The organism is Sphingobium sp. B2, from assembly GCF_007693735.1.
GTDB lineage: Bacteria > Pseudomonadota > Alphaproteobacteria > Sphingomonadales > Sphingomonadaceae > Sphingobium > Sphingobium xenophagum.
The window spans coordinates 653,318-676,832 of the sequence record NZ_VDBZ01000001.1 but is presented as its reverse complement, the minus strand read 5'-3'; the positions used below and the strand labels follow the sequence as shown (position 1 = coordinate 676,832).

27 protein-coding genes are annotated in these 23,515 nt (G+C 64.3%); 9 read left to right on the top strand and 18 right to left on the bottom strand.

Annotated features, from left to right (window positions below; translation table 11 throughout):
* Window positions 1-15: 15 nt before the first annotated feature.
* A complete protein-coding gene (locus FE851_RS03420; RefSeq protein ID WP_145199822.1) occupies window positions 16-891 on the bottom strand; it encodes a LysR substrate-binding domain-containing protein in 876 nt (291 codons plus the stop codon).
* Between the two features lie 106 nt (window positions 892-997).
* Here FE851_RS03420 and ilvD point away from each other — a divergent pair, with 106 nt between their 5' ends.
* A complete protein-coding gene (gene ilvD, locus FE851_RS03415) occupies window positions 998-2,845 on the top strand; it encodes a dihydroxy-acid dehydratase (protein ID WP_145199819.1) in 1,848 nt (615 codons plus the stop codon).
* 178 nt (window positions 2,846-3,023) lie between these two features.
* Here ilvD and FE851_RS03410 read toward each other — a convergent pair whose 3' ends face one another.
* The 4 genes from FE851_RS03410 to FE851_RS03395 are packed head-to-tail and all read right to left on the bottom strand — an operon-like array spanning window position 3,024 to window position 5,774.
* Window positions 3,024-3,419: a ketosteroid isomerase-related protein gene (locus FE851_RS03410; protein ID WP_145199817.1), complete on the bottom strand. Its 396-nt coding sequence runs from the start codon at window positions 3,417-3,419 to the stop codon at window positions 3,024-3,026.
* On the bottom strand, window positions 3,416-4,261 hold the full coding sequence (gene fghA / locus FE851_RS03405) for an S-formylglutathione hydrolase (protein WP_145199814.1): 846 nt from the start codon (window positions 4,259-4,261) through the stop codon (window positions 3,416-3,418). Before fghA ends, FE851_RS03410 begins: the two co-directional genes overlap by 4 nt.
* A gap of 5 nt (window positions 4,262-4,266) precedes the next feature.
* Window positions 4,267-4,650 carry a VOC family protein gene (locus FE851_RS03400; protein ID WP_145199811.1) on the bottom strand — a complete coding sequence of 128 codons (384 nt, stop codon included), beginning with the start codon at window positions 4,648-4,650 and terminating at the stop codon, window positions 4,267-4,269.
* 14 nt (window positions 4,651-4,664) lie between these two features.
* Window positions 4,665-5,774: an S-(hydroxymethyl)glutathione dehydrogenase/class III alcohol dehydrogenase gene (locus FE851_RS03395; RefSeq protein ID WP_019051711.1), complete on the bottom strand. Its 1,110-nt coding sequence runs from the start codon at window positions 5,772-5,774 to the stop codon at window positions 4,665-4,667.
* Between the two features lie 101 nt (window positions 5,775-5,875).
* On the opposite strand from FE851_RS03395, the gene FE851_RS03390 reads away from it, so the two are divergent.
* Complete coding sequence (locus FE851_RS03390; protein WP_017184157.1) at window positions 5,876-6,763, top strand: LysR family transcriptional regulator; 888 nt, start codon at window positions 5,876-5,878, stop codon at window positions 6,761-6,763.
* On the opposite strand, the gene FE851_RS03385 is transcribed toward FE851_RS03390, so the two are convergent.
* The 6 genes from FE851_RS03385 to FE851_RS03360 all read right to left on the bottom strand — a co-directional run bounded on the left by FE851_RS03385 (window position 6,760) and on the right by FE851_RS03360 (window position 11,046).
* Window positions 6,760-7,338: a TetR/AcrR family transcriptional regulator gene (locus tag FE851_RS03385; protein ID WP_145199809.1), complete on the bottom strand. Its 579-nt coding sequence runs from the start codon at window positions 7,336-7,338 to the stop codon at window positions 6,760-6,762. The genes FE851_RS03390 and FE851_RS03385 overlap by 4 nt on opposite strands.
* A 44-nt stretch (window positions 7,339-7,382) precedes the next feature.
* Window positions 7,383-8,411 carry a tRNA preQ1(34) S-adenosylmethionine ribosyltransferase-isomerase QueA gene (gene queA / locus FE851_RS03380; protein WP_145199806.1) on the bottom strand — a complete coding sequence of 343 codons (1,029 nt, stop codon included), beginning with the start codon at window positions 8,409-8,411 and terminating at the stop codon, window positions 7,383-7,385.
* Between the two features lie 118 nt (window positions 8,412-8,529).
* Window positions 8,530-9,255, bottom strand: a complete 726-nt coding sequence (locus tag FE851_RS03375) for a peptidylprolyl isomerase (protein ID WP_145199803.1) — start codon at window positions 9,253-9,255, stop codon at window positions 8,530-8,532.
* 80 nt (window positions 9,256-9,335) lie between these two features.
* Window positions 9,336-9,848 carry a pantetheine-phosphate adenylyltransferase gene (gene coaD / locus FE851_RS03370; protein WP_017184153.1) on the bottom strand — a complete coding sequence of 171 codons (513 nt, stop codon included), beginning with the start codon at window positions 9,846-9,848 and terminating at the stop codon, window positions 9,336-9,338.
* Window positions 9,849-9,853: 5 nt separating this feature from the next.
* Entirely contained in the window at window positions 9,854-10,768 is a 915-nt protein-coding gene (locus FE851_RS03365; protein WP_409994472.1) for a polyprenyl synthetase family protein, read from the bottom strand.
* Window positions 10,769-10,773: 5 nt separating this feature from the next.
* The gene (locus FE851_RS03360; protein WP_019051707.1) at window positions 10,774-11,046 is read right to left on the bottom strand and encodes an exodeoxyribonuclease VII small subunit; all 273 of its coding nucleotides are present in this window, start codon (window positions 11,044-11,046) and stop codon (window positions 10,774-10,776) included.
* Window positions 11,047-11,214: 168 nt separating this feature from the next.
* Between FE851_RS03360 and FE851_RS03355 the strand changes: the two genes are divergently transcribed.
* Together FE851_RS03355 and purL are read left to right on the top strand one after the other, a co-directional pair.
* On the top strand, window positions 11,215-11,595 hold the full coding sequence (locus tag FE851_RS03355) for a hypothetical protein (RefSeq protein WP_017184150.1): 381 nt from the start codon (window positions 11,215-11,217) through the stop codon (window positions 11,593-11,595).
* A 180-nt stretch (window positions 11,596-11,775) separates the two neighbouring features.
* Window positions 11,776-13,965 carry a phosphoribosylformylglycinamidine synthase subunit PurL gene (gene purL / locus FE851_RS03350; protein ID WP_017182819.1) on the top strand — a complete coding sequence of 730 codons (2,190 nt, stop codon included), beginning with the start codon at window positions 11,776-11,778 and terminating at the stop codon, window positions 13,963-13,965.
* A 63-nt stretch (window positions 13,966-14,028) separates the two neighbouring features.
* On the opposite strand, the gene FE851_RS03345 is transcribed toward purL, so the two are convergent.
* Window positions 14,029-14,802, bottom strand: a complete 774-nt coding sequence (locus tag FE851_RS03345; RefSeq protein WP_145199797.1) for a methyltransferase domain-containing protein — start codon at window positions 14,800-14,802, stop codon at window positions 14,029-14,031.
* A gap of 57 nt (window positions 14,803-14,859) precedes the next feature.
* Here FE851_RS03345 and FE851_RS03340 point away from each other — a divergent pair, with 57 nt between their 5' ends.
* The 3 genes from FE851_RS03340 (at window position 14,860) to bfr (ending at window position 16,957) form a co-directional block, all read left to right on the top strand.
* Window positions 14,860-16,098 carry a DUF418 domain-containing protein gene (locus FE851_RS03340; protein ID WP_261370840.1) on the top strand — a complete coding sequence of 413 codons (1,239 nt, stop codon included), beginning with the start codon at window positions 14,860-14,862 and terminating at the stop codon, window positions 16,096-16,098.
* Window positions 16,099-16,157: 59 nt separating this feature from the next.
* Window positions 16,158-16,328, top strand: a complete 171-nt coding sequence (locus FE851_RS03335; protein ID WP_017182815.1) for a bacterioferritin-associated ferredoxin — start codon at window positions 16,158-16,160, stop codon at window positions 16,326-16,328.
* Window positions 16,329-16,477: 149 nt separating this feature from the next.
* Window positions 16,478-16,957 (top strand): bacterioferritin, encoded by a 480-nt coding sequence (gene bfr, locus FE851_RS03330; protein ID WP_017182814.1) that lies wholly within the window; start codon window positions 16,478-16,480, stop codon window positions 16,955-16,957.
* A gap of 37 nt (window positions 16,958-16,994) precedes the next feature.
* On the opposite strand, the gene FE851_RS03325 is transcribed toward bfr, so the two are convergent.
* Window positions 16,995-17,402 (bottom strand): (deoxy)nucleoside triphosphate pyrophosphohydrolase, encoded by a 408-nt coding sequence (locus FE851_RS03325; RefSeq protein ID WP_017182813.1) that lies wholly within the window; start codon window positions 17,400-17,402, stop codon window positions 16,995-16,997.
* Between the two features lie 81 nt (window positions 17,403-17,483).
* Between FE851_RS03325 and FE851_RS03320 the strand changes: the two genes are divergently transcribed.
* A complete protein-coding gene (locus FE851_RS03320) occupies window positions 17,484-17,669 on the top strand; it encodes a Flp family type IVb pilin (RefSeq protein ID WP_017182812.1) in 186 nt (61 codons plus the stop codon).
* Window positions 17,670-17,807: 138 nt separating this feature from the next.
* Entirely contained in the window at window positions 17,808-17,969 is a 162-nt protein-coding gene (locus FE851_RS03315) for a Flp family type IVb pilin (protein ID WP_145199794.1), read from the top strand.
* Window positions 17,970-18,032: 63 nt separating this feature from the next.
* Here FE851_RS03315 and FE851_RS03310 read toward each other — a convergent pair whose 3' ends face one another.
* The 5 genes from FE851_RS03310 to FE851_RS03290 all read right to left on the bottom strand — a co-directional run bounded on the left by FE851_RS03310 (window position 18,033) and on the right by FE851_RS03290 (window position 23,473).
* On the bottom strand, window positions 18,033-19,511 hold the full coding sequence (locus FE851_RS03310; RefSeq protein ID WP_261370839.1) for a M48 family metalloprotease: 1,479 nt from the start codon (window positions 19,509-19,511) through the stop codon (window positions 18,033-18,035).
* 71 nt (window positions 19,512-19,582) lie between these two features.
* A complete protein-coding gene (locus tag FE851_RS03305) occupies window positions 19,583-20,527 on the bottom strand; it encodes an acetyl-CoA carboxylase carboxyltransferase subunit alpha (RefSeq protein ID WP_145199792.1) in 945 nt (314 codons plus the stop codon).
* 11 nt (window positions 20,528-20,538) lie between these two features.
* Window positions 20,539-21,468 carry a tyrosine-type recombinase/integrase gene (locus FE851_RS03300; protein WP_145199789.1) on the bottom strand — a complete coding sequence of 310 codons (930 nt, stop codon included), beginning with the start codon at window positions 21,466-21,468 and terminating at the stop codon, window positions 20,539-20,541.
* Window positions 21,468-23,279, bottom strand: coding sequence for a hypothetical protein (locus tag FE851_RS03295; RefSeq protein ID WP_145199786.1), 1,812 nt, complete (start codon window positions 23,277-23,279; stop codon window positions 21,468-21,470). Before FE851_RS03295 ends, FE851_RS03300 begins: the two co-directional genes overlap by 1 nt.
* A 5-nt stretch (window positions 23,280-23,284) precedes the next feature.
* Window positions 23,285-23,473: a hypothetical protein gene (locus tag FE851_RS03290; RefSeq protein ID WP_017182806.1), complete on the bottom strand. Its 189-nt coding sequence runs from the start codon at window positions 23,471-23,473 to the stop codon at window positions 23,285-23,287.
* Between the last annotated feature and the right edge of the window lie 42 nt (window positions 23,474-23,515).

Sequence of the window (23,515 nt, the reverse complement as noted above, 5' to 3'; positions counted from 1 at the left end):
GCGCCAGCGATCTTCTCATGCCCCTTGTGCCAATTCCAGAAACTGGCGCAATGTCGGCGTCTCATCCTCCCGCCGCCACGCCAGCCCGGTATCCAGCATCGGCGGATCGCCAAGATCGGCATAGACCACGCCCGCCCGCGCCAGATTGCGCAGTGAAGCCGGAACCAGCGCTATTCCCAGCCCCGCCGACACCAGGCTGATGATCGTCTGCATCTGGATCGCCTGCTGCACGATATTGGCCTGCGCGCCGCGCGCCGCATAATAGCCGGTGACCAGATCGTGAAAGGCGGGCGCCACCGCGCGCGGGAACAGGATCAGCGGCAGCGACACGATCGCCGCCGCATCGATCGCCCCTGCCTCTACCCATTGCTCCGGCAGCGCCGCGACCAGCGGCTCGCGGATCAGGCGACGATAGCACAGGTCCGGCGGCAAGGGCGCATCAGCGGGCGGGATCAATATGCCCGCATGCGCCTGCCCCGCCAGCAATGCGGGGATCTGCACGTCGCTGGTCGCCTCCGTCAGGCGGATTTCAACCTGCGGGAACAGCGCGGCATAGCGGCGCACCAGCGCGGGCAGCACGCTATAGTCTGCGGTGCTGACAAAGGAGAGCGCCAGATGCCCGGCCCGCCCCTCGCGCAACTGCCGCGCCGCATCCGGCAGCGCGTCGATCGCGGCGATCGCCGGGCGCACCTGCTCCAGCCATTGCGCCCCGAACGGGGTCAGCGCGACCCGACGCTTGGTCCGCGCGAACAGCGGCGCGCCCAGTTCGCGCTCCAGCATCAGGATCGACTGGCTGAGCGGTGGCTGGGTCATATGCAGCCGTTCCGCCGCCTGCCCGAAATGCAGCGTTTCGGCGACCATGACGAAATGCCGCAACTGGCGGATGTCCATATTTCATATGTCCTGCGACCTAATGGGGCATCAATAATATATTTCACACCCAAACCCAACGGGTATAGAGCCGCTCGCGAGGATTATCTTTTCAGGGACATCGACCATGCCTGCCTATCGCTCCAGAACCACCACCCATGGCCGCAACATGGCGGGCGCGCGCGGGCTGTGGCGCGCGACGGGCATGAAGGATGAGGATTTCGGCAAGCCGATCATCGCCGTGGTCAACAGCTTCACCCAGTTCGTCCCCGGCCATGTCCACCTCAAGGATCTGGGCCAGCTGGTCGCCCGCGAGATCGAGGCGGCAGGCGGCGTCGCCAAGGAATTCAACACCATCGCGGTCGATGACGGCATCGCCATGGGTCATGGCGGGATGCTCTATTCGCTCCCCAGTCGTGATCTGATCGCCGACAGCGTCGAATATATGGTCAACGCCCATTGCGCCGACGCGATGGTCTGCATCTCCAATTGCGACAAGATCACGCCCGGCATGTTGATGGCCGCAATGCGCCTCAATATCCCCGCCGTGTTCGTTTCCGGCGGGCCGATGGAAGCGGGCAAGGTCATGATGCGCGGCAAGGAAGTGGCGCTCGATCTGGTCGACGCCATGGTCGTCGCCGCCGACGAAAGCTATACCGACGAAGAAGTCAAAACCATCGAACGTTCCGCCTGCCCCACTTGCGGGTCATGCTCTGGCATGTTCACGGCCAATTCGATGAACTGCCTGACCGAAGCGCTTGGCCTCTCGCTGCCCGGCAATGGTTCGACGCTCGCCACCCATTCCGATCGCGAACGACTGTTCCGTGAAGCGGGCCATGTCATCGTCGATCTCGCCAAGCGCTGGTATGAACAGGATGACGCCACCGCCCTGCCGCGCACCATTGCCAGCTTCGCCGCGTTCGAAAATGCGATGAGCCTGGACATCGCCATGGGCGGCTCGACCAACACCGTGCTTCACCTTTTGGCCGCTGCCCATGAAGGCGGGGTCGATTTCACCATGGCCGACATCGACCGCCTGTCGCGCCGCGTCCCCTGCCTGTGCAAGGTCGCGCCCGCCAAGCAGGACGTGCATATGGAGGATGTGCACCGCGCCGGTGGCATCATGGCGATACTGGGCGAACTGGAGCGCGCGGGGCTGGTCGACACCTCGCTTCCCACCGTCCACGCCCCGACGATGGCCGCAGCGCTCGCCCGCTGGGACATTGGCCGCACCAACAGCGATGAAGTCCGCGCCTTCTTCCGCGCGGCGCCCGGCGGCGTCCCGACCCAGACCGCCTTCAGCCAGTCCGCTCGCTGGGAAGAGCTAGACCTGGACCGCGAAACGGGCGTGATCCGCTCCGCAGACCATCCCTTCTCCAAGGATGGCGGCCTTGCCGTCCTCTATGGCAACCTTGCGCCCGAAGGCTGCATCGTCAAGACGGCGGGCGTGGACGACAGCATCCTCACTTTCCACGGCACGGCGCGCGTCTATGAAAGTCAGGACGCCTCGGTCGCGGGCATTTTGGGCAATGAGGTCAAGGCCGGCGACGTCGTCGTCATCCGCTATGAAGGGCCAAAGGGCGGGCCGGGCATGCAGGAAATGCTCTATCCGACCAGCTATCTGAAATCCAAGGGACTGGGCAAGGCATGCGCCCTCATCACCGACGGCCGCTTTTCGGGCGGCACGTCGGGCCTGTCGATCGGCCATGTCTCGCCCGAAGCAGCCGAAGGCGGCCTGATCGCCCTCGTTCAGACCGGCGATCCGATCGTCATCGACATTCCCAATCGCGTCATCAAGCTGGACATTGATGACGCCGTGCTGGCCGAACGCCGCGCCGAAATGGAAAAGATGGGAGCAAAGGCGTGGAAACCCTTTGGCCGCAAGCGCGACGTCTCACCGGCCCTGCGCGCCTATGCCGCCATGACCACCAACGCCGCCAAGGGCGCAGTGCGCGACGTCAGCCAGATCGAATGATCAGAATATCCTCCCCTTTAAGGGGAGGTGGCTGGCCGCAGGCCAGACGGAGGGGTGTCCTGCTATCGATAGGGTGACACCCCTCCGTCATCGCTACGCGCTGACACCTCCCCTTACAGGGGAGGATTTTCATGCAGGACTTGCAATGGGTATCAATCGCTTCCCGATATGGCGGGCCTCACCCCACCTGCGCCAGCCAGTCCGCCAGATTATAATGGTTGCTCACCCGCGCGATCCTGCCGTCGCGCATCTCGAAAAACGCGCCGACGCGCAGCCGGTATCGCTGCCCGGCTGCCGCTGGCAAATCGCCGTCGGTCACCAGATATTCGCCCTCCAGCATGAACTCCGCCGCCGCCCGCGTGCCATCGGCCGATGTCAGGAACACAGGCTCGATCACCGTCTCGCTATAGCAGCGGTTCATATGGTCCAGAAATTCGGCAAAGGCCGCCTTGCCGTTGCGCACTGCGCCCTGGCTCGGTTCATGCACCACATCGTCGGTCAGCAGCGCCAGCATCGCGGCGCTGTCCCCGCGATTGAAGGCGGCATAATAGTCGCTCAAAACCCTATCGCTCATGCCCCTTGCCCCAATCTTTCCCCATGCCAGCGCAGATGATCCGCCATGAAGGTGGAGATGAAATAATAGCTATGGTCGTAGCCGTCCCGCACCGTCAGCGTCAGGTCGATCCCCGCCGCGTCGCAAGCCGTGCGCAGCAGGTCCGGGCGCAGTTCCTTGTCCAGAAACCCGTCCGCTCCACCCTGATCGACCAGCAATGCATCGACCCGCGCGCCATCCTCGATCAGCGCGACCGCATCATGCTTGCGCCACGCCGCCTTGTCATCGCCCAGATAGCCTGACAGCGCCTTCTGACCCCATGGCACCTGGCTTGGCGCGACGATCGGCGCAAAGGCCGACACCGCCTTGAACCGATCCGCCAGCGTCAGCCCGATCGTCAGTGCGCCATGCCCGCCCATCGAATGGCCCATGATCGACTGCCGCCCCATGTCGGCGGGAAATTCCGCTGCGATCAGCGCGGGCAGTTCTTCCGTCACATAGGACCACATCTTGTAATGCGCCGCGAAGGGCGCCTCGGTCGCATCGACGTAAAAACCAGCGCCCAGCCCGAAATCATAAGCGCCATCGGGATCGTCAGCCACGCCTTCGCCACGCGGCGACGTGTCGGGCGCGACGAAGATCAGCCCCAGTTCGGCGCAGATCGCGCGAAACTCGCCCTTCTCGGTCACATTGGCATGGGTGCAGGTCAGGCCCGACAGATACCAGACCACCGGCAGCCTCGCCCCCGCCTCATGCGGCGGCACGAACACGGAAAACACCATGTCCGTCCCCGTGCTGGCCGATGCATGGCGATACACGCCCTGCACGCCGCCAAAGGCGCGATTTTCCGAAACGGTCTCCACGCCGTTCAATCCTTCGGCCCGACATTGGGCGCATAGGCGCAAATCTTGTTACCGTCCGGGTCACGCAGATAGGCGCCATACATATTGCCGGGCGAATTGGGCCGGAAGCCCGGCGCGCCTTCGCTCGTGCCACCTGCCGCAACGCCATTGTCGTGAAAGGCGTCCACCTCGGCATAGCTTTTCGCGGCAAAGCCCAGCGTATGGCCGTTGGCAGAGGTCGCGGACGCGCCATCGGCGGGTTTGGCCACCACCACCGCGCCGCTGGCCGACGGATAGATCAGGCCATTGGGATAGGGGGCCGCAGCATAGCCCAGCGCCCCCATGGTCGCGTCCCAGAAGGCGCGCGCCTTTTCAATGTCGTTGGTGCCGAAATAGACATGGGTAAACATGGATCGCTCTCCATTCAGAACACAACGACGCTGCGGATGCTCTCGCCCGCATGCATCAGGTCGAACCCTTTGTTGATCTCTTCCAGGCTCAGCATATGGGTGATCATCGGGTCGATCTCGATCTTGCCGTTCATGTACCAGTCGACGATCTTGGGCACATCGGTCCGGCCCTTGGCCCCGCCGAACGCGCTGCCCTTCCACACCCGGCCAGTGACCAGCTGGAACGGGCGGGTGCTGATTTCCTTGCCCGCTTCGGCGACGCCGATGATGATGCTTTCGCCCCAGCCGCGATGGCACGCCTCCAGCGCGGTGCGCATCACCCCGGTATTGCCGGTGCAATCGAACGTATAGTCCGCCCCGCCATCGGTCAGCGCGACCAGATGCTGGACGATGTCGCCCTCAACCTTGTTGGGATTGACGAAGTGGGTCATGCCGAAACGGCGGCCCCATTCTTCCTTGCTGTCATTGATGTCGACGCCGATGATCATGTCCGCGCCGACCAGCTTCGCGCCCTGAATGACGTTCAGGCCAATGCCGCCCAGGCCGAAGATGATGACGTTGGACCCCGGCGTCACCTTGGCGCTGTTCACCACCGCGCCCACGCCCGTGGTCACGCCGCAGCCGATATAGCAGCTCTTGTCGAACGGCGCGTCCTCGCGGATTTTCGCGACCGCGATTTCGGGCAGCACGGTGAAGTTGGAGAAGGTCGAACAGCCCATATAGTGAAAGATCGGCTGGCCCTTGTAGGAAAAGCGCGTCGTGCCATCGGGCATCAGCCCCTTGCCCTGCGTCGCGCGGATCGCGGTGCACAGGTTGGTCTTGCCACTCAAACAGCTTTTGCACTGGCGGCATTCGGGCGTGTAGAGCGGGATGACATGATCGCCCGGCTGCACGCTCGTGACGCCCGGTCCCACCTCGCGCACGATGCCCGCGCCTTCATGCCCCAGGATCGACGGGAAAATGCCCTCGCTATCGAACCCGTCCAGCGTGTAGGCGTCGGTATGGCAAATGCCGGTCGCCATGATTTCGACCAGCACTTCACCTGCTTTTGGCCCCTCCAGATCGACCTCGACAATCTCCAGCGGCTTTTTGGCTTCAAAGGCGACGGCGGCGCGGGTTTTCATGGGGAAAGCTCCTGTTCTGATACGGCTCCGCCCTAGCAATATCCCACCCGCGCGATAAGGAGGGATTGTTGCAATTCATTATTTCATATCAGGGATAATCCATGCGCGGCTGGGATGGGATAGACGAATTTGTCGCCGTGGCGACCACCGGCAGTTTCAAGGGCGGCGCGGATGCGCTCGGCCTGTCCACCACCCATATGAGCCGCGCGATCGCCGCGCTGGAAAATCGGGTGCAACGCCCGCTCTTTCACCGCACGACCCGCACCGTCCGGCTGACCGACACGGGCCGCCTCTTCTACGACCATTGCAGCCGTATCGTCACCGAACGGGACGAAGCCATTGCGCTGATCAGCGAAGGGGCGGAACCGCAGGGCGACCTGCGCATCACCTGCTCGACCGCCATGGGGGAGCGCTTCATCGCCCCCATCGTCCGCGCATTCGCCGCGCGCTATGTCAAACTCGCTGTCACGATAGAGCTGACCAACCGGTTGGTGGACCTGATCGGCGAGGGGTATGACATGGCGATCCGCACGGGAACGCTGGCCGATAGCCGCCTGATCGGCACGCGCATTGCTTCGCGCACCCTCTATACCTGCGCCGCCCCAGCCTATCTCGCGGCGCGCGGCACGCCCAACGCCATTGCCGACCTTGCCCATCATGACTGCCTGATCGGCACCACAACCAGTTGGCAGTTTCGCTCCTGGGGCCGGATCGAAACCATCCGCCCGCGCGGCCGCTGGCGCTGCAACAGCGGGGAAGCGGTGGCGCAGGCCGCCATCGCAGGCATGGGCATATGCCAGCTGCCCGAATTCTACGTCCTGCCCCATATCGCGTCCGGCGCGCTGGTGCCGCTGCTCGCCAATTTCGCGATGGAGGATGAACCGATCTGGGCCGTCTATCCCCAGCGCCGACACCTCTTGCCCAAGATTACCGGCCTGCTCGACCTGCTGCGCAGCGAATTGCCCGTTGCACTGGCCCGGCGCGACTAACCCTCGTGCCGGAACAGCCGCGCCACCTGCACCGCAATCTCGCGCGGGGTCAGGCGACCGGGCCGGAACCAGTCCGCCGCGGCATTGAGTTGCGACAGGAGCAGATTGCGATAGATCGACCTGTCGATCCCCGCCGGTAAGGGCAGGTCGGCCACGATCGCCCGGAACAGCCCCTCGAAACGGTCGCGCCGCGCCACAAGCTGCATGCGCACATCGTCGGGCACTTCGCGAAAATCATTCATCATCGGCGTCGTCAGCGAATCGGGTGCCAGTTGCACCTCCAGCAGCGCGACGCACGCCGCTTCCAGCCGGGCCCACGGATCGGCCAGGCCCGCCACCGCGGCTGCGATCCGCGCCTCCGCTTCATCGAGCGCGCCATTATGCAGTTCAACGAACAGCGCGTCCTTGGATTTGATATGGTGATAGAGCGATCCGCCCAATACCCCGGACGCCTCGCCAATGTCGCGCATCGACGTGCCACGATAGCCCTTGCGCGCGAACAGCTGCGCCGCGATCGCGAGTATCTCCTCGCGCCGGGACCGCCCGCCTTCCTCGCTTCCCGCCTGCTTGCTCATGCGCGCTGGCCTAGCACAAAATGCCGCCCCGGATCATCCCGGCGTCACGGCAGCAGCAGCGACGAATCGCCATAGCTGTAGAAACGATAGCCCGCCCCGATCGCATGGGCATAAGCCGCCCGCATCCGCTCCGTCCCCATCAGCGCGCTGACCAGCATGAACAGGGTTGATTTGGGCAAATGGAAATTGGTCATCAACCCGTCGACCGCCCGGAACCGATAGCCCGGCGTGATGAAAATCCGGGTTTCGTCGGCAAAGGCACGGATGATGCCATCCTCGCCCGCCGCGCTTTCCAGCAGGCGCAGGCTGGTGGTGCCAACGGCAATCAGCCGCCCGCCCGCTGCCCGCGCAGCATTCAGCCGCTCCGCCGTTGCCGCCTCGATCCGGCCCCATTCGGCGTGCATCCGATGATCGTCGGTATCGTCCGCCTTGACCGGCAGGAATGTCCCCGCGCCCACATGCAGCGTCAGCGTCTCGGTCGCGATGCCGCGCTCCGCCAGCGCCGCCATCAATTCCGGGGTAAAATGCAGCGCAGCCGTGGGCGCTGCCACCGCACCATCCTCCCGCGCGAACATCGTCTGGTAATCGGCCCGATCGCGCTCGTCGGTCGGGCGCTTGCTGGCAATATAGGGCGGCAATGGCATCCGCCCCGCCCGCTCCAGCAATATCTCCACCGGCTCCTCGCCCTCGAAGCTCAGCGTCACCCCGCCATCATCGTCGCGCGGCCCGGCAATGGCCGTGACCCCCGCGCCGAAATCGATCCGGTCACCGTCACGCACCCGCTTGGCATTGCGCAAAAAGGCCTGCCACTGGCGCAGCCCCAGCCTTTTGTGCAGCGTCGCCCCGATCCGCGCATTGCCGCGCATCCCCTCCAGCTGGGCAGGAATGACGCGCGTGTCGTTGAACACCAGCACATCGCCCGCCCGCAACAGCGAGGGCAGGTCACGCACGCTCAGGTCAGCAAAGTCGCCCTGGCCCGGCACCAGCAGCAAGCGCGCACTATCGCGCGGCGACGCAGGCCGCAGCGCAATATTCTCCGGCGGCAGGTCGAAATCGAAAAGGTCTACGCGCATGGTACGGGATGTTTCGTTTGACTGAACCAACCACCGTTCGTGTCGAGCGAAGTCGAGACACGCTCGCGCTGCGCCAGCCGCTTCTCGACTTCGCTCGAAGCGAACGGAAATAGGTGACTTACTTGACCGCTGGCGGCGCGCCAATAATCGACGGCGCAACCGGGGCGACGGGCGCGGTCACCGGCGGCTTGCCGTCGCTCTCGATCGATGCTTGCAGGATCACGGTCGGGTTGGCGGGCGGTTCGCCCTGCGCAATCGCATCGACATAATTCATGCCCTCGATCACCCGGCCGAACACCGTATATTTCTTGTCGAGCTGCATCCTGGGCAACAGCACGATGAAGAACTGGCTGTTGGCGCTATCCTCGCTCTGGGCGCGGGCCATCGACACGGTACCGCGCAAATGGGGCATCGGGTTGAACTCGGCCTTCAGGTCCGGCAACGTCGAACCGCCCGTGCCATCGCCCTTGGGGTCGCCGCCCTGCGCCATGAAGCCGGGAATGACGCGATGGAATTTCAGGCCATTGTAGAAACCCTGCCGGGTCAGTTCCTTGATCCGCTCGACATGGTTGGGCGCGATGTCGGGGCGCAGCTGGATACGCACCCGCCCGCCGCTCGACAGGTCCAGATCCCAGATATTCTGCGGATCGGCCGGCACCACCGCAGGCGGCAGCTTGGGGGTCAGGTCGCCGCCCAGCGACTTGGCATTCTCCGCCGCCCGCGCCGCAGCCTCCGCCTTCTTCATTTCATCGCCCTTGCTACCGCCGCCCTGGGCATAGGCCATGCCGGACGCAGTGAGGGCGATGCCGATCGCCACGGTCTTGAGCGCGCAGGTGAAACGCATGGGACTTACTTTCCTCAATATCTTGGCCGTCCTGATAGCGCGCTGATCGCGATTGGCAACTGAACGCAGGCTGAGCGAGCTTATACGCTGCCCTTGCGCCCCAGTTTTTCTACCCGCGCCACGACTTCGTCGCGCACCACCGGCCCCACAAATTTATGGATCGGCCCGCCATAGAGCGCGATTTCCTTGACCAGTCGCGACGCGATCGGTTGCAGGCACACGTCCGCCATCAGGAATACCGTTTCGACGCGGGCGTTGATCTGCTGGTTCATCCCCGCCATTTGATATTCATATTCAAAGTCGGCGACCGCGCGCAGCCCGCGAATGATGACGCTCGCGCCCTGCGATTCGGCAAAGTCCATCAGCAGCGAGTTGAAGCCGACGACCACAATGTCGGCGTCGATCGCCGCGCATTCGCGCCGGACCATCTCCAGCCGTTCCTCATCGCTGAACATGGGCGACTTGCTGATGTTGGTCGTCACCCCGATCACCAGCCGGTCGACCAGCTTCGCGCCGCGCCGGATGATGTCCATATGCCCCAATGTAATCGGGTCGAACGTGCCGGGATAGACACCTATGCGCTGCTTGCTCATGCCGTTTAGCGATCCCTTTCCACGATATAGTCGGCTATGGCGCGCAGCAGGTCGGCTTCCGCGCCATAGCCATGCAGATGCGCCTTGGCCTGATCGACCAGCATGTGCGCCTGCGCCCGCGCCCGATCGACGCCCAGGAGCGACACGAAGGTTTCCTTGCCCGCCGCCGCATCCTTGCCCAGCGCCTTGCCCGCCAGCGTCGCGTCGCCCTCTACATCCAGCAGATCGTCGGCAATCTGGAACGCCAGCCCGATGTCGCGCGCATAGCCATGCAAGCCGGTGCGCGCATCGACCGGGATGCGGGCCATGATCGCGGCGGCATCGACGCAAAAGGCGATCAGCGCCCCGGTCTTTAGGTTTTGCAGCCGGGTGACGGTGGCCAGGTCGAACCGGGCATGTTCCGCCTCCAGGTCCATCATCTGCCCGCCCGCCATGCCAGCAGGACCGCTGGCCAGCGCCAGCGCGCGCACCAATTCTATCCGCACGAACGGGTCGGGATGGGTTTCCTCGTCGGACAAGATCTGGAACGCCAGATCGTGCAGGCAATCGCCGGCCAATATGGCCGTCGCCTCGTCAAACGCCTTGTGGACGGTCGCCTTGCCCCGGCGCATGTCGTCATTGTCCATCGCGGGCAGATCGTCATGCACCAGCGAATAGACATGGATGCACTCGATCGCCAGGCCGACCCGCAGCGCCGATTCGCGCGACAGATGGAACAGGTCGCTGGTCGCCTGCACCAGCAATGGCCGCAACCTTTTGCCGCCGCCGATCGCGGCATGGCGCATCGCCTCATACAGTCGCGCCCGTGGATCGTCCGGCACGCCCAGCAGATGGTCGAACGCCCGGTCGATCGCGGCCGCGACTTCTGCCGCGCGCGCCTTGACCAATGCCCCGGCGGAGGCCGTCTCTCCCCCGAACATGCCGCTCATTCCGCGCCGAACGGCTGCGCGCCGGTCACGGCACCACTAGCATCTGTCGTCAGCTTGGCGATCCGCGCCTCCGCCGACGCCAGCCGCTCCGTACAGCGTTTGCGCAATTCCTCGCCCTGCGCATAGAGCGAGATCGACTCGTCGAGCGGCACGTCGCCGCTTTCGAGCCGCCGCACGATCGTTTCGAGCGCGCGCAGCGCATCCTCGAAAGAAAGATTGGCCGGATCAAGGGCCGAATTGGAAGGGGCCGTGCTGCTATCGTCTGCCATGTCCCTGCATTGACCGCCACTGCCGCCCCGGTCAAGCCATCACACCGGCTTTCGTGCCCGCTTTCATGACTGTCATCGTGTCGTCATGACGTCATATGATAGCGATGGGGGATTAAGCGCAGTTTTGCGTTGACGCAGGTTGTTGCAGGTGCACATAGAAGGACCGCTATGAAATTTTACATTCCCCTGATCGCCGTTGCCTCGCTCACTCTGCTGAGCGCCTGCAACAAGAATGACGAACCTGAAGTCGTTGGCGGCCCTGCCGATCCGATGGCTGCCGAACTGGCCAACGCCGCGCCTGTCGAGCTGCCCCCGTCGGTCAAGGCCAACAAGCAGTTCCGGTGCAAGGACAACAGCCTGATCTTCGTCGACTATATGAGCGACGACAAGACGGCCCAGCTGCGCACTGAAAAGGGCGGCCCCGCCACCACGCTGAAGGCGGAAGAAGTCGGCAAGCCCTTCACGGCCGAAGGCTTTGAAGTCAGCGGCGCGGGCGACGAAGTCACCATCACCGTGCCCGGCAAAGGCGCACAGGCCTGCCACGTCTAAGACGCACGCAGCTTCCTCATTCCCGGGCCGGACCTTTCCCCAAAGGTCCGGCCTTTTTCTTGTCCCACACATCTTCTTCCCGCTGGGTGGGCGAAGTTGGAAGAGGGGGTTCGACGCTATCGACAGCATCCGACACCCCTACCATTGTGAATCCCGCTTGGCCCCGCTAAAGGCGCGCACATGTCCAGCACCGCTCCCCACATCACCCCGGAAATCGTCGCCGAACATGGCCTCAGCCCGGAAGAATATGACCGCGTTCTGAAAGCGATCGGCCGCGAACCGAACCTCACGGAACTGGGCATATTCTCGGTCATGTGGTCGGAACATTGCAGCTATAAAAGCTCCAAGATCCACCTGATGAAGCTGCCAACCACTGGCCCGCAGGTCATTTGCGGCCCCGGCGAGAATGCAGGCGTGGTCGATATTGGCGATGGTCAGGCGGCGATCTTCAAGATGGAGAGCCACAACCACCCCAGCTATATCGAACCCTATCAGGGTGCAGCGACCGGGGTCGGCGGCATTTTGCGCGACGTGTTCACCATGGGCGCGCGCCCGGTCGCCAATATGAACGCGCTGCGCTTCGGTCGGCCCGATCATCCCAAGATGCGCCACCTGATCAGCGGCGTCGTGCGCGGCATTGGCGGCTATGGCAATTGCGTCGGCGTGCCCACCGTGGGCGGCGAAGTCAATTTCCACCCGGCCTATGACGGCAATATCCTGGTCAACGCCATGACCGTGGGCATCGCGGACACCGACAAGATTTTCTATTCGGCAGCATCCGGCGTGGGCAACTCCATCGTCTATGTCGGCTCCAAGACCGGCCGCGACGGCATCCATGGCGCGACCATGGCCAGCGCCGATTTCGGCGACGATGCCGATGCCAAGCGCCCGACCGTGCAGGTCGGCGATCCCTTCACCGAAAAGCTGCTGATCGAAGCCTGCCTTGAACTGATGGCGTCCGACGCGATCGTCGCTATTCAGGATATGGGCGCGGCGGGCCTCACCTCCTCCAGCGTCGAAATGGCGTCGAAGGGCGGCGTCGGCCTGCTCCTCAACATGGATGCCGTGCCGCAGCGCGAAACCGGCATGACTGCCTATGAAATGATGCTCTCCGAAAGCCAGGAGCGCATGTTGATGGTCTTGAAGCCGGGCCGCGAAGCCTTTGCCGAAGCCATTTTCCACAAATGGGAACTGGATTTCGCGGTCATCGGCGAAGTCACCGACACGGGCCGCATGGTCCTGGTCCATCATGGCGAAACCGTGTGCGACATTCCGCTGGCTCCGCTGGCGGACGACGCCCCGCTCTATGACCGCCCTTCCATGCCGGTGGACGACTATAAGGCCTGGTCGGGCGTCCAGCCGCTCGGCGACATCCCCGAATCCACCGACATCGGCGCGGACCTCATCACGCTGATGGGCAGCCCCGACATCGCCAGCCGCCGCTGGATCTGGGAACAATATGACCATATGGTCGGTGCGGACACCGTCCAGCGCCCCGGCGGCGATGCGGCCGTCGTTCGCGTCCACGGCTCCAGCAAGGGCATTGCGATCAGCACCGATTGCACCCCGCGCTATTGCTATGCAGACCCCTATGAAGGCGGCAAGCAGGCGATCGCCGAATGCTATCGCAACCTGAGCGCGGTCGGCGCAAAGCCGCTGGCCGTGACCAACTGCCTCAACTTCGCCAACCCCCAGCGCCCCGAAATCATGGCGCAGCTGACCGGCTGCCTCGACGGGATGGGCGACGCCTGCCGCGCATTGGACTTCCCGATCGTAAGCGGCAACGTGTCCCTTTATAACGAAAGCAAGGCGACCGGCGGCGGCAGCGCGATTCTGCCTACGCCCGCAATTGGTGGGATCGGCTTGCTGGCGGATGTCGATGTGATGGCGACGGTCGCGTTCAAGAATGAAGGCGACGCCATCTGGCTGATCGGGGGGCCAGAAGGCGCTTTGGGCACGCATCTGGGCCAGTCGATCTGGCTGCGCGAAATCGCCGGTCGTGAAGCGGGTGAAGCACCCAAGGTCGATCTGGCTGCCGAGCGCGCCAATGCCGACATGATCCGTACCCTGGTCGCATCGGGCTCGGTCAATGCCGTTCATGATATTGCCGATGGCGGCCTGATCGTCACGATCGCCGAAATGGCGCTGGCGGGCAAAATCGGCGCGCAGCTCGACGACACGCTCTCCACCGCCGCCGCCTTTGGCGAGGATCAGGGCCGCTATGTCGTCACCGCATCGCCAGGCATCGACATTCCGGGCGCAATCCGCATCGGCACCACCGGCGGATCGACCGTCGCCGGCGTCCCCCTCACCGACCTGCGCGCCGCCCATGAAGGCTTCTTCCCCAAGCTGATGGACAGCGAACTTTAATGACAGGCAGGAATATCGACGCGATCAGCGCCCAAGTTCGGGATCATACACCCTGACTGTGGGCTATCGCGTCACCCGTCCAAACAGAATCTGATAGCTATCATTGCCGCCTTCAGCCTCGAATGCGGCCATCACCCGCCGCAAATCGCCCGGCGATAGCGGCGCGCGTCCTTCGCCCGGCACCACCGCGCCAATCCCGCGCAAATGGGCGATCAGCCCCCGCGCGCCGCCGCAATCCAGCGCATACTCCTCGTCAAAGGCGAAGGCGTCGCCAAAGCGCGCCAGCATCGCGCGCAAATCGTCCAGCGTCGGATAATCCGGCACGCCAGCCACCAGCCCGCAGCGCGCGTGCGCGGCCCGCCAGCGGGCAAAGCTGCCCTGCCCCATGGTCGAGAAAATCAGGCTGCCGCCCGGCCGCAACAGCTCCGCCAGCCGCGCAATGCCGCTCGCCAGATCATCGAACCATTGGAACGCCAGGCTGGACATGATCAGGTCGAACCATGGCCCGTCGAAGATCGGCGCTTCCCCGTCCATCGTCAGGAACCGCCCCGCGACATGGCCTGCGGACGCGGCCTGTTCCAGCATCCCTGGCGACAGGTCGGTCACGACCATCTCTGTGCCCGGCCAGCGCGCCTGAATGTCGCGCGTCAGGAACCCGGTGCCGCAACCAATCTCCAATATCCGCGTGACCCCATCTGGCTTTTGCCGCTGGGCAATGTCCGCCACCAGCGCCGCCGCCAGCCGCTGCGGCCCGGCATGGTCATCATAATGCGCCGCCGCCGCGCCGAAGGCGTCGCTGATCCGTTGCTTGCGCCATTGCCTGGAGCCATCAATCATGGCTACGCGCCTTGGCAGAGGCTTGCGCCGCTGACCAGTCCCCTTCAAGGAAGCGTCATGACATCCCCCCGTATCCCCGCCATGGACGTGCTGCGCGGTTGCGCGGTGATGGGCATCCTGTGGATGAACATCACGGCCTTCGCCCAGCCCCAATCTGCCTATTTCAACCCGGCGGCATCGGGGCCGCTCGGCATTGGCGACATCGCTTTCTGGATGAGCAGCCTGATTCTGTTCGACGGCAAGATGCGCGCGCTGTTCGCCATGCTGTTCGGCGCGTCGATGCTGCTGCTGATCGACCGGGAGGAAATGGCCGGGCGTGACGGCCGCCGCAGCCAGATGATCCGCGCAGGCTGGCTGTTCGTCATAGGCATGGTCCATTATCTGCTGCTCTGGTGGGGGGACATATTGGCGATCTATGCGGTCGTCAGTCTGGTGGCGCTCGGCTTCGTGCGACAGGAACCCATGGCGCTCGTCAAAAGCGCTTTCCTGATCTTCCTTTTTCACTTCCTGATCTGCGCCGCCTTCCTCGCCACTCTCTATGCCTGGGGCCATGCCGCCGCCTTGCCCGACGCGGGAACGGCCACGCGCAACGGCTTTGCGACCTTCATGGCATCGCTGGCGGACCCGGCCAGTCCCGGCGTCCGCGCGGACATCGCCACCTATCGCAGCGGCTTCGGTACGATCCTGTCGCACAAGCTCGCTTCTTTCCCCGGCGAATGGCTCTGGGGTTTCATGTTCACCGCCCTGGACGTGCTGGGCTTCATGCTGCTGGGCATGGCGATGCTCAAGGGCGGCTTTCTCACGGGCCGCTGGCCTGCTGATCAATATTGGCGCACCGCGCGCCATTGCTTCCTCATCGGCCTGCCGCCGATGATCGGCCTTGCCATCTGGATCATCGCCAGTGGCTTTGCCCCGTTACATGCTTTCGGCACCGTCCTGCTCTGGTCCTTCCCCTTCCGCATACCGCTTGCCGTGGGCTGGGCCGCGCTCATCCTGTGGCTGCTTGCCCGTCATCGCGATCACCCGCTGGTCGCCCGCCTGGCTGCCACCGGGCGAATGACGCTCAGCAATTATCTGGGGTCCACCCTGCTCATGACCTCGCTCTTCTATGGCTGGGGGCTGGGCCTGTTCGGCCATGTCCGCCCCGCCCTGCTCCTGCCCTTCGTGCTGGGCGCCTGGGCGTTGATGCTGCTCTGGTCGCCGCTTTGGCTGTCGCGATTCGCCGTTGGCCCGGCGGAATGGCTCTGGCGCAGCCTGATCCGCGGCCAACCGCAAAAGATTCGCAAGAGCAGCTGATTACTATTGCGACCTATTATCATCTGCGCTATCTCTCTCACTATCAGGAGAGTGTCTCGATGGTCGTCTGTGTTTGCAATGCCATTCGTGAAAAGGACTTGAAGGAAGCCGTGCGCGATGGCGCCGACACGCCGTGCAGCGCCTATGCCCGCTTTGGCCGTCGCCCCAAATGCGGCCAGTGCGTTCCCTTCGCCCGCACGATCATCGCCGCGGAACGCGCCTCGGCCTGATAGCATTGCAAATCATCCGCACTTGCCGATCGCGAAGCCGGCGCAATAGCGGACGATAAAATGGCGGAATATCAAGGTTTTTTGGCTTAACAGCAACGAACCCGACGCCTATAGTCCGGCGGTAATCCCCCCAAGCCGGAGTATCCGCCATGAAAGGCGACCCGAAGGTCATCGACTATCTGAACGAGGTCCTCAAAAATGAGCTGACCGCGATCAATCAATATTTCCTCCACTATCGCATCCTCAATCACTGGGGCGTCGAAAAGCTCGCCAAGTTTGAATATGAGGAATCAATCGACGAGATGAAGCACGCCGACAAGTTGGCGGAGCGCATCCTCTTCCTCGACGGCCTGCCCAATTTTCAGCTGCTTGGCCGCCTCAAGATCGGCGAAACGGTCGAGGAAATATTGAAGGCCGACCTGGCGCTGGAATATGAAGCGCTGCCCCCGCTCAAGGATGGGATCGCCTATTGCGAATCGATTCGCGACTATGTGACCCGCGACCTGTTCCAATATATCCTCGAAAGCGAGGAAGAGCATATCGACACGCTGGAAACCCAGTTCGAAATGATCGAGCGGATGGGCATCCAGAATTATGTCCAGCTACAGAGCAAGCCAGCCGAAGGCTGACCCATGCCGTCGGGGAGGGGGCGCCGTCCCCTCCCCCTTAGAGCAAAGCCTCCAATATCCCGATCAGCGGCAGGTCGGCGGGCGGCATGTCCAGCCCGTACATCTGCGCAGGGCGCACCCATTGCAGCGCGGTTGCATGGCGCGCCTGCGCCACCCCTTCCCATTTCCGGCAGACATAGAGCAGCAGCAGCAAATGCCTGTCGCCCAGCGGCTCGCTCGCAAAGGTTGCGGGCGCCAGGCAACTGGCATGGGTGCGGATACCCAGCTCCTCCTCCAACTCGCGTATCAGCGCCGCTTCGGGCGTTTCACCGGGTTCCAGCTTGCCGCCGGGAAACTCCCATAGCCCTGCCATCGCCCGACCAGGCGGTCTTTGCTGCACAAGAACGCGGCCATCCGCGTCGATCAGGGCGGCGGCGACCACCCATAAGGGCGAAAAACTGTCCATAAAGGTCCGATGAAAGGGCTTTGTTAACCGTGCGTCTTTTACAGGTCTATGCGGGACTGTCTGTAGCGAACTGGAAGCCATATGCGCGGGTTCATCGAAATTATCGCCCGCCTGGGGCTCATACGGTGCGAACGTGGGGCGACCGCGGTCGAATATGGCCTGATCATCGCCATGGTCGTGCTCGCCATGATCACTGCCCTGACGAACGTCGCAAACAAGACGACAGGCATGTGGAACAACGTGGCCCATGAAGTAACGTCCCGTTAACCATCAATATCTGACAGCCGTTTGATCCCCATTAACCGTTTTTCAACTGACCTTCTCTAATTCGTTCCTTGCTGACCACATCAATTTGAGCGGGGCGGCCGGGTAGTTAAACGCAGTTTCAAGACAAGGAGACATCACATGCAGTTCATCCGTAAGATGCTGAAGAACGAAAAGGGCGCGACCGCCATTGAATATGGTCTGATCGCGGCACTGATCGCTGTCGCCGCCATTGGCGCGATGACCAGCCTGGGTTCGAAGCTTGGCAATACCTTCAACAACGTTTCGGGCAACCTCAATTAAGCCCGACACATTGTCGAAACAGGGGGCGGCGAAGGCAACTTCGCCGCCCCTTTTCGTTCGGCTTTACCAGGTGACGATCTTCACGCGCTGCCCCGGGCGCAGCGATGCGTTCGCCGCCAGCGCGTTGATCGTCAGAAACCGTTCCAACTGATAATCGCTATAGGCCATGCGCCGGCTGAGCGACTGGACAGTATCGCCCGCCTTGACCGTCAAGACATCGACCCGGCGGGGCTTGATGGCAGCAGCTTCCTGCGGTGACAGGCGCTGGACCGACTGGACCATGGTGTTGAACGGGCCGATGCCCTGTCCCGCTGCTGTCAGCAACAGAAAGTGGTAGGCCTTCCCATCGCCAAAATCATAAGCGAAAACAGTCGCATCCACTGCACCCGACTGGCTGTTGGCGCGCACGGTGCGCCACGCGGCGGGCAGACCGTTGATCGTCGTGCGGCGCGCCTCACCTTCCGGCACGCTGCCATTGGCGCCGCCCAGTTTCGCAAAGACATTGTCGATATAGGCCGCCAGGTTGCCGGTATAGGGCGCCGCGCCAAATTGCGCCTGCCCGCCCGATCCCGTCACCGAAACCGCGTCCGCGCTATTTTCCATACCGAAGCCGGTCGGCGCGGTGAAGCTCAGGCGAAGGTCGGGATGACGAAAGCGGTTACCCTCTATCACGCCCTGCCGGGGATCATCGCCATAGAGCAGGCCGTCAAGCGCATCGAGGAAGGCGTCCCGGTTGCGCACCACGCTCTTCGATCCGCTATTCGCGGCGCCTTTGGACGCGCGCGCGACGCGCGATGCAGGGTCAGGATGGGTGCTGGCCCATTCCGGCATGGTCCGCGCACTGCCCGTAACCCGCGCATCCAGATTGCTCTGCGCCGCCAGTGACGCCAGCATCCCCGATAAAGCGCGCGGATCGTAGCCGCCCGACGCCAGGTAACGAATGCCCAGATCGTCGGCCTCATATTCCTGCGCGCGTGAAAATCGCAGCGTCAGCAACTGGCTGCCCGTGCCGATCCCTTTCTGAATCAGCCCGGCAAAGCCCGAATCGCCCAGCAACGCACCAGTCAGAACGCCCAGCAAGGCGCCGCCGATCGCATTGCGCTGCGCCGCCTGTTGCCGCCGCTGGCCATGGCGGGCCGCGACATGGCCGACTTCATGCCCCAGCACCCCGGCCAGTTCCGCCTCATCATTCATCAGCGCCATCAACTGGCGCGTGACATAGACATAGCCGCCGGGAATCGCGAAGGCGTTGTTGACCGGCGAATTGAGCAGCGTGACGGTAAAATCGCTCTGCGCGTTGGACAGGCCGGATTGCACCGCGATGCGACGTCCCACGGTCTCGACATAGCGCGCCTGCGGCCCTGCATAGGCGCCGCCAAATTCCTTGAGCAGTTCGGGATGCTGCTTGGCCCCGCTCGCCTTGTCCTGCGCGCTGATCGACGACGTGGTGCGTATGGCACGCTGCTGGCCCACAACGGCAGGCGCAGCCGCCAGCGCGGCCATGCCCACTCCGGCGCATGCCAGAGACAACTTCCAGTTCATCCCCTGAATTCCTCCTCGATTACCGCATCGTAACGAGAAGAAAGGCCGGAGCGTTCCCCGTCAAGCGTCGTTCAAGCGCCGATGGCGAGAAATTTGTCCGCCCTGTCGGTGCGCAGCGCCGACGCATCCATCCCGTCGAGCGCCGCCAGTTCCGCCTCGATCGCCGCGCCCAGGCTGGCAATCGCCTCGACCGGATCGCGATGCGCCCCGCCCACTGGTTCGGGCACGATCGTGTCGATCACGCCCAGATTTTTCAGATGCTGCGCCGTCACCTGCATCGCCGTGGCCGCATCGCTCGCCTTGTCGGCGGTGCGCCACAGGATCGACGCGCAACCTTCGGGCGAAATCACGGAATAGACGGCATGTTCGAACATCAGCACGCGATTGGCAGCAGCCAGCGCGATCGCGCCGCCAGAACCGCCTTCGCCCACCACGGCCGACACCATCGGCACCCCCAGCTTCAGGCACGCCTCGGTCGACCGCGCAATCGCTTCGGCCTGCCCGCGCTCTTCGGCCTGCACGCCGGGGAAAGCGCCCGACGTATCCACCAGCGTCACCACCGGCAGGCCGAACCGGTCCGCCAGTTCCATCAGGCGGATCGCCTTGCGATAGCCTTCGGGCTTGGCCATGCCGAAATTGTGCCGCACCCGGCTGGCGGTATCGTCGCCCTTCTCATGGCCGATCACCATCACCCGCCGTTCGCCCAGCGTGGCAAAGCCGCCCAGTATCGCCTGATCGTCGGCAAAGGCGCGGTCGCCCGCCAGCGGCAGGAAATTGTCGAACATGCCCGCGACATAATCCTTGAAATGCGGACGTTCGGGATGACGCGCCACCTGCGTCTTTTGCCAGGGCGTCAATTTGGCATAGGTATCGGCCAGCATTTTCGCCGCGCGCTGTTCCAGCGTCGCGATCTCGCCGTCGATATTGATGTCGCCGACGCTGGCAGTGGCGCGCAGTTCGACAATGCGCGCTTCCAGTTCGGCAACGGGCTTTTCAAATTCCAGAAAGCTGACCATGGCGCATGGCGTTAGGGCGATGAAGCGTCGTCGTCAACGCGCGGCTGCGGCATTTTCGGCACCATCTGCCCCAATGGGTGGCGGCTGTTGACCAGTTCGACGAGGCGGCGGCTGTCCACATGGGTATAGATTTGCGTGGTGCCGATGTCGGCATGGCCCAGCATCGACTGGAGCGCGCGCAAATCCGCGCCGCCCTCCAGCAAATGGGTGGCGAAAGCGTGGCGCAGCACATGGGGGATGACCCGTTCGGGCGCTATCCCCGCCGCCGCCGCCAGCGCCTTGACGATCTGGTACAGCCGGATACGGCTCAAATAGCTTTTCCCCGACGGAAACAGCCAGGCGCTTTCGGACGGCACATGTGTCAGCCAGCTTGCAACCGCGGCCCGCGCCCGGTCGGAAATCGGCACCAGCCGCTCGCGCGCGCCCTTCCCCTTCAAAATCAGGAAGGGCCGGTCTGCCGCCAGCGCCCGGCGCGGCAGGGAGACGAGCTCGGTCGCGCGCAGGCCGGACCCGTACAGCAGCTCGATCAATGCCGACAGCCGCAGATCGCCGGGCGCCGGATGCGCCACCGCCAGCCGCTCGGCGATCAGCGCGAACAGCATATCGACTTCCGCGCTCGACAAAATCTTGGGCAATGGCCGCCGCATCACCGGGCGCGGCAGCGCGCTGGCGGGATTATCCGCGCGCAGCCCTTCTTCTTCCAGGAACCCGTAAAAGGCCCGCAGCGCCGATGCCTTGCGCGCCACGGACGATGCCGCCAGCGTCGCCCATTCGCCCGCCAGCCTGCCCAGCGCCTCCTTGCTGGCCCCGGCCAGGCCGCCAATCAGCGCACCCGCGCCGTTCAGGTCGGCGCGATAGGCCAGCAAAGTGTTGCGCGACGCGCCCCGCTCCGCCGCCATCATTTCCAGAAAACGGTCGATCAGGGCATCATCGTCACCCATCAAAGCCGCGTGATCGCCTCCGCCGCGATCATTCGCGCTTCAGGGTCCAGCCCGACGCGATGAAGCGCGGCGACGATATGATAGAGATGCTCCGGCGGCAGGCGATTCCAGTCGCTCCCCTGCATCCCCACCGCCGCCAACAGCGCGACCGTACCCTTTTCACCATGCTGGGCCGCCGCGCCAATCGCGCGCGCCCAGCGGCTGTTGGCGGCCAGATTGACGCCATTGTCACGCGCCAGGCTCGCCATGTCATTGGCCGACAGCCGCGCCAGACCCGCCAGCGCCGCGATCAGCATCCGGCCCTTCTGCGGCCCCGCTTCGCCAATATAGCTGGTTATCCGGCCTTCGTTGATGTCGACCACCGGGCTTGGCGCACCAACGGCGAGCAGCCCCCAGAATTGCGCCGCGCCATCGCCATTGATCTGGCCCAGCGCCCGCGCCCAGCGCGCCGCATTGCGATCATAACCGGCGGTCATCATCGCCGCGACCAGATTGGCGGCATCGCGCGCGTCGGCCTGCGCGACCGGCAGGGCCGCCGCTGCCCGCGCGGTCGCGATCAGCCCGACATAGTCAGGCCGTGCGCCATTCTGCCACCATGTCTGCATCGCGCCGATCCGCGCGCCCACCGTCGCACCGGTATAGGCGGTGCGCAGCGCGTCGATCCGGTCGGCAATCTCCGTCGGCGCATCGCCATCGGCCGCCAACTGGCTGTAGAAATCAACCAGCGCCGCGTTGGAAAACACGCCAAGCCGCGCCGCGATGTCGACCGCAGGCTGGCGCTGCACCGGCGCCAGCGCGGGCGCACGCGCTTCCCACGCCCGCACATGCGTTCCGACCGTGCCATATAGCGCGTCGGGAATCTCGACATTCAGCGCAGTCGCCAGACCAAAGCGCCAGGCGGTCAGCCGATCGACCCCGTCCCATTCTATCTTCACCGAACGGCGCGCATTGAAGCCGGTGCCGACCAGCTTTTCCGCTAGCCGATAGTCGACGCCGCGCACCACGCCGCGCCGCTGCGCCTGGTTGAGCGCACCGCTGGCTGACCCCTGATCGCCCGACAAGGCCGGGCAGATCGCCCGCGTCATGTCCCAGCCCGGCTCCTTGCTGAAACGCAGCGCCCCTTCCGACAGCGGGCATAGCCCGGCCGGGTCCGCGCTGGCCAGATAGGTCTGCATCGCGATAGCATAGAGGCGCGGGGAATAGCGGTCGGGATCAACGCTCTGCACCAACAGCCGGGCGCTGTCCGCCTCCCCCATGCGCAGCAGCAGCCAGGCGCGCTCGGCCACCCAGTCCGCCCCGTCAATATCGCGCGGCGTATCCACCGCCGACAACAGCGCCCGCCGCAGCAGGATCGCGGCCCAGCGCGACATGATCGGCGCATGGGTCTGCTGCATCAGCGTGGCGAGGAATTTGCCCGACTGGTTGCCAAAGGCGTTCGGCTCCATCCCGCGCGTCGCGGGCGTCAGCGGGCCGATGCGGTCCAGCGAGCGGCGCGCCGTTTCGGGCAAGTCATATTTGGCCTTCTGCGCCGCCAGTTCTTCCGGCGTCAGTTCCTCTTCGGCGGCATTGGCCGCCTCATCCGGCAGCAGCGCCAGGTCGGGCGGGGTCGCGGGATTGAGCGCGGGGGCTGGCACGCCGCCGGGCGTTGGCGCGGGCGCGGGGCGCGCGGGGGCTGGCGCTGGTGTTTCGGGCGCGTCGCCAAAACCGGGCGGCAACAGCGATTCGGGCGCCTGCTGCGCCACGACGGGCAGCGCCAATGCCAGCGCAAAGCTGCCGAAAGCCCATTTCGCCTTACCCCCGGACCTGCGCATGGGCGTTACTGGCCCAGCTTCTCGGCGGGGATGACTTTCTCGACACGCTGCTGCGGCTGCTCGCCACCGCGCGACCACAGGAAGGCCAGCAGCGCGACGACCAGCACCACCAGGATGATGGGCAGGATCGGCAGGCGCGTACCACGACGGCGGCCAGCGCCCTCAAAACTGCTCAAATTGCGGTTGTTCTTCATGAGTCCTTGCTACGGCTGGTCCCGCCATCATGCGAAACGACA

Excerpts from the sequence above, each read along its gene's own strand:
- FE851_RS03420 (WP_145199822.1), bottom strand. The coding sequence starts at position 891 with ATGGACATCCGCCAGTTGCGGCATTTCGTCATGGTCGCCGAAACGCTG.
- ilvD (WP_145199819.1), top strand. The coding sequence starts at position 998 with ATGCCTGCCTATCGCTCCAGAACCACCACCCATGGCCGCAACATGGCG.
- FE851_RS03410 (WP_145199817.1), bottom strand. The coding sequence starts at position 3,419 with ATGAGCGATAGGGTTTTGAGCGACTATTATGCCGCCTTCAATCGCGGG.
- FE851_RS03400 (WP_145199811.1), bottom strand. The coding sequence starts at position 4,650 with ATGTTTACCCATGTCTATTTCGGCACCAACGACATTGAAAAGGCGCGC.
- FE851_RS03395 (WP_019051711.1), bottom strand. The coding sequence starts at position 5,774 with ATGAAAACCCGCGCCGCCGTCGCCTTTGAAGCCAAAAAGCCGCTGGAG.
- FE851_RS03390 (WP_017184157.1), top strand. The coding sequence starts at position 5,876 with ATGCGCGGCTGGGATGGGATAGACGAATTTGTCGCCGTGGCGACCACC.
- FE851_RS03385 (WP_145199809.1), bottom strand. The coding sequence starts at position 7,338 with ATGAGCAAGCAGGCGGGAAGCGAGGAAGGCGGGCGGTCCCGGCGCGAG.
- queA (WP_145199806.1), bottom strand. The coding sequence starts at position 8,411 with ATGCGCGTAGACCTTTTCGATTTCGACCTGCCGCCGGAGAATATTGCG.
- FE851_RS03375 (WP_145199803.1), bottom strand. The coding sequence starts at position 9,255 with ATGCGTTTCACCTGCGCGCTCAAGACCGTGGCGATCGGCATCGCCCTC.
- coaD (WP_017184153.1), bottom strand. The coding sequence starts at position 9,848 with ATGAGCAAGCAGCGCATAGGTGTCTATCCCGGCACGTTCGACCCGATT.
- FE851_RS03365 (WP_409994472.1), bottom strand. The coding sequence starts at position 10,768 with ATGTTCGGGGGAGAGACGGCCTCCGCCGGGGCATTGGTCAAGGCGCGC.
- FE851_RS03360 (WP_019051707.1), bottom strand. The coding sequence starts at position 11,046 with ATGGCAGACGATAGCAGCACGGCCCCTTCCAATTCGGCCCTTGATCCG.
- FE851_RS03355 (WP_017184150.1), top strand. The coding sequence starts at position 11,215 with ATGAAATTTTACATTCCCCTGATCGCCGTTGCCTCGCTCACTCTGCTG.
- purL (WP_017182819.1), top strand. The coding sequence starts at position 11,776 with ATGTCCAGCACCGCTCCCCACATCACCCCGGAAATCGTCGCCGAACAT.
- FE851_RS03345 (WP_145199797.1), bottom strand. The coding sequence starts at position 14,802 with ATGATTGATGGCTCCAGGCAATGGCGCAAGCAACGGATCAGCGACGCC.
- FE851_RS03340 (WP_261370840.1), top strand. The coding sequence starts at position 14,860 with ATGACATCCCCCCGTATCCCCGCCATGGACGTGCTGCGCGGTTGCGCG.
- FE851_RS03335 (WP_017182815.1), top strand. The coding sequence starts at position 16,158 with ATGGTCGTCTGTGTTTGCAATGCCATTCGTGAAAAGGACTTGAAGGAA.
- bfr (WP_017182814.1), top strand. The coding sequence starts at position 16,478 with ATGAAAGGCGACCCGAAGGTCATCGACTATCTGAACGAGGTCCTCAAA.
- FE851_RS03325 (WP_017182813.1), bottom strand. The coding sequence starts at position 17,402 with ATGGACAGTTTTTCGCCCTTATGGGTGGTCGCCGCCGCCCTGATCGAC.
- FE851_RS03320 (WP_017182812.1), top strand. The coding sequence starts at position 17,484 with ATGCGCGGGTTCATCGAAATTATCGCCCGCCTGGGGCTCATACGGTGC.
- FE851_RS03315 (WP_145199794.1), top strand. The coding sequence starts at position 17,808 with ATGCAGTTCATCCGTAAGATGCTGAAGAACGAAAAGGGCGCGACCGCC.
- FE851_RS03310 (WP_261370839.1), bottom strand. The coding sequence starts at position 19,511 with ATGAACTGGAAGTTGTCTCTGGCATGCGCCGGAGTGGGCATGGCCGCG.
- FE851_RS03305 (WP_145199792.1), bottom strand. The coding sequence starts at position 20,527 with ATGGTCAGCTTTCTGGAATTTGAAAAGCCCGTTGCCGAACTGGAAGCG.
- FE851_RS03300 (WP_145199789.1), bottom strand. The coding sequence starts at position 21,468 with ATGGGTGACGATGATGCCCTGATCGACCGTTTTCTGGAAATGATGGCG.
- FE851_RS03295 (WP_145199786.1), bottom strand. The coding sequence starts at position 23,279 with ATGCGCAGGTCCGGGGGTAAGGCGAAATGGGCTTTCGGCAGCTTTGCG.
- FE851_RS03290 (WP_017182806.1), bottom strand. The coding sequence starts at position 23,473 with ATGAAGAACAACCGCAATTTGAGCAGTTTTGAGGGCGCTGGCCGCCGT.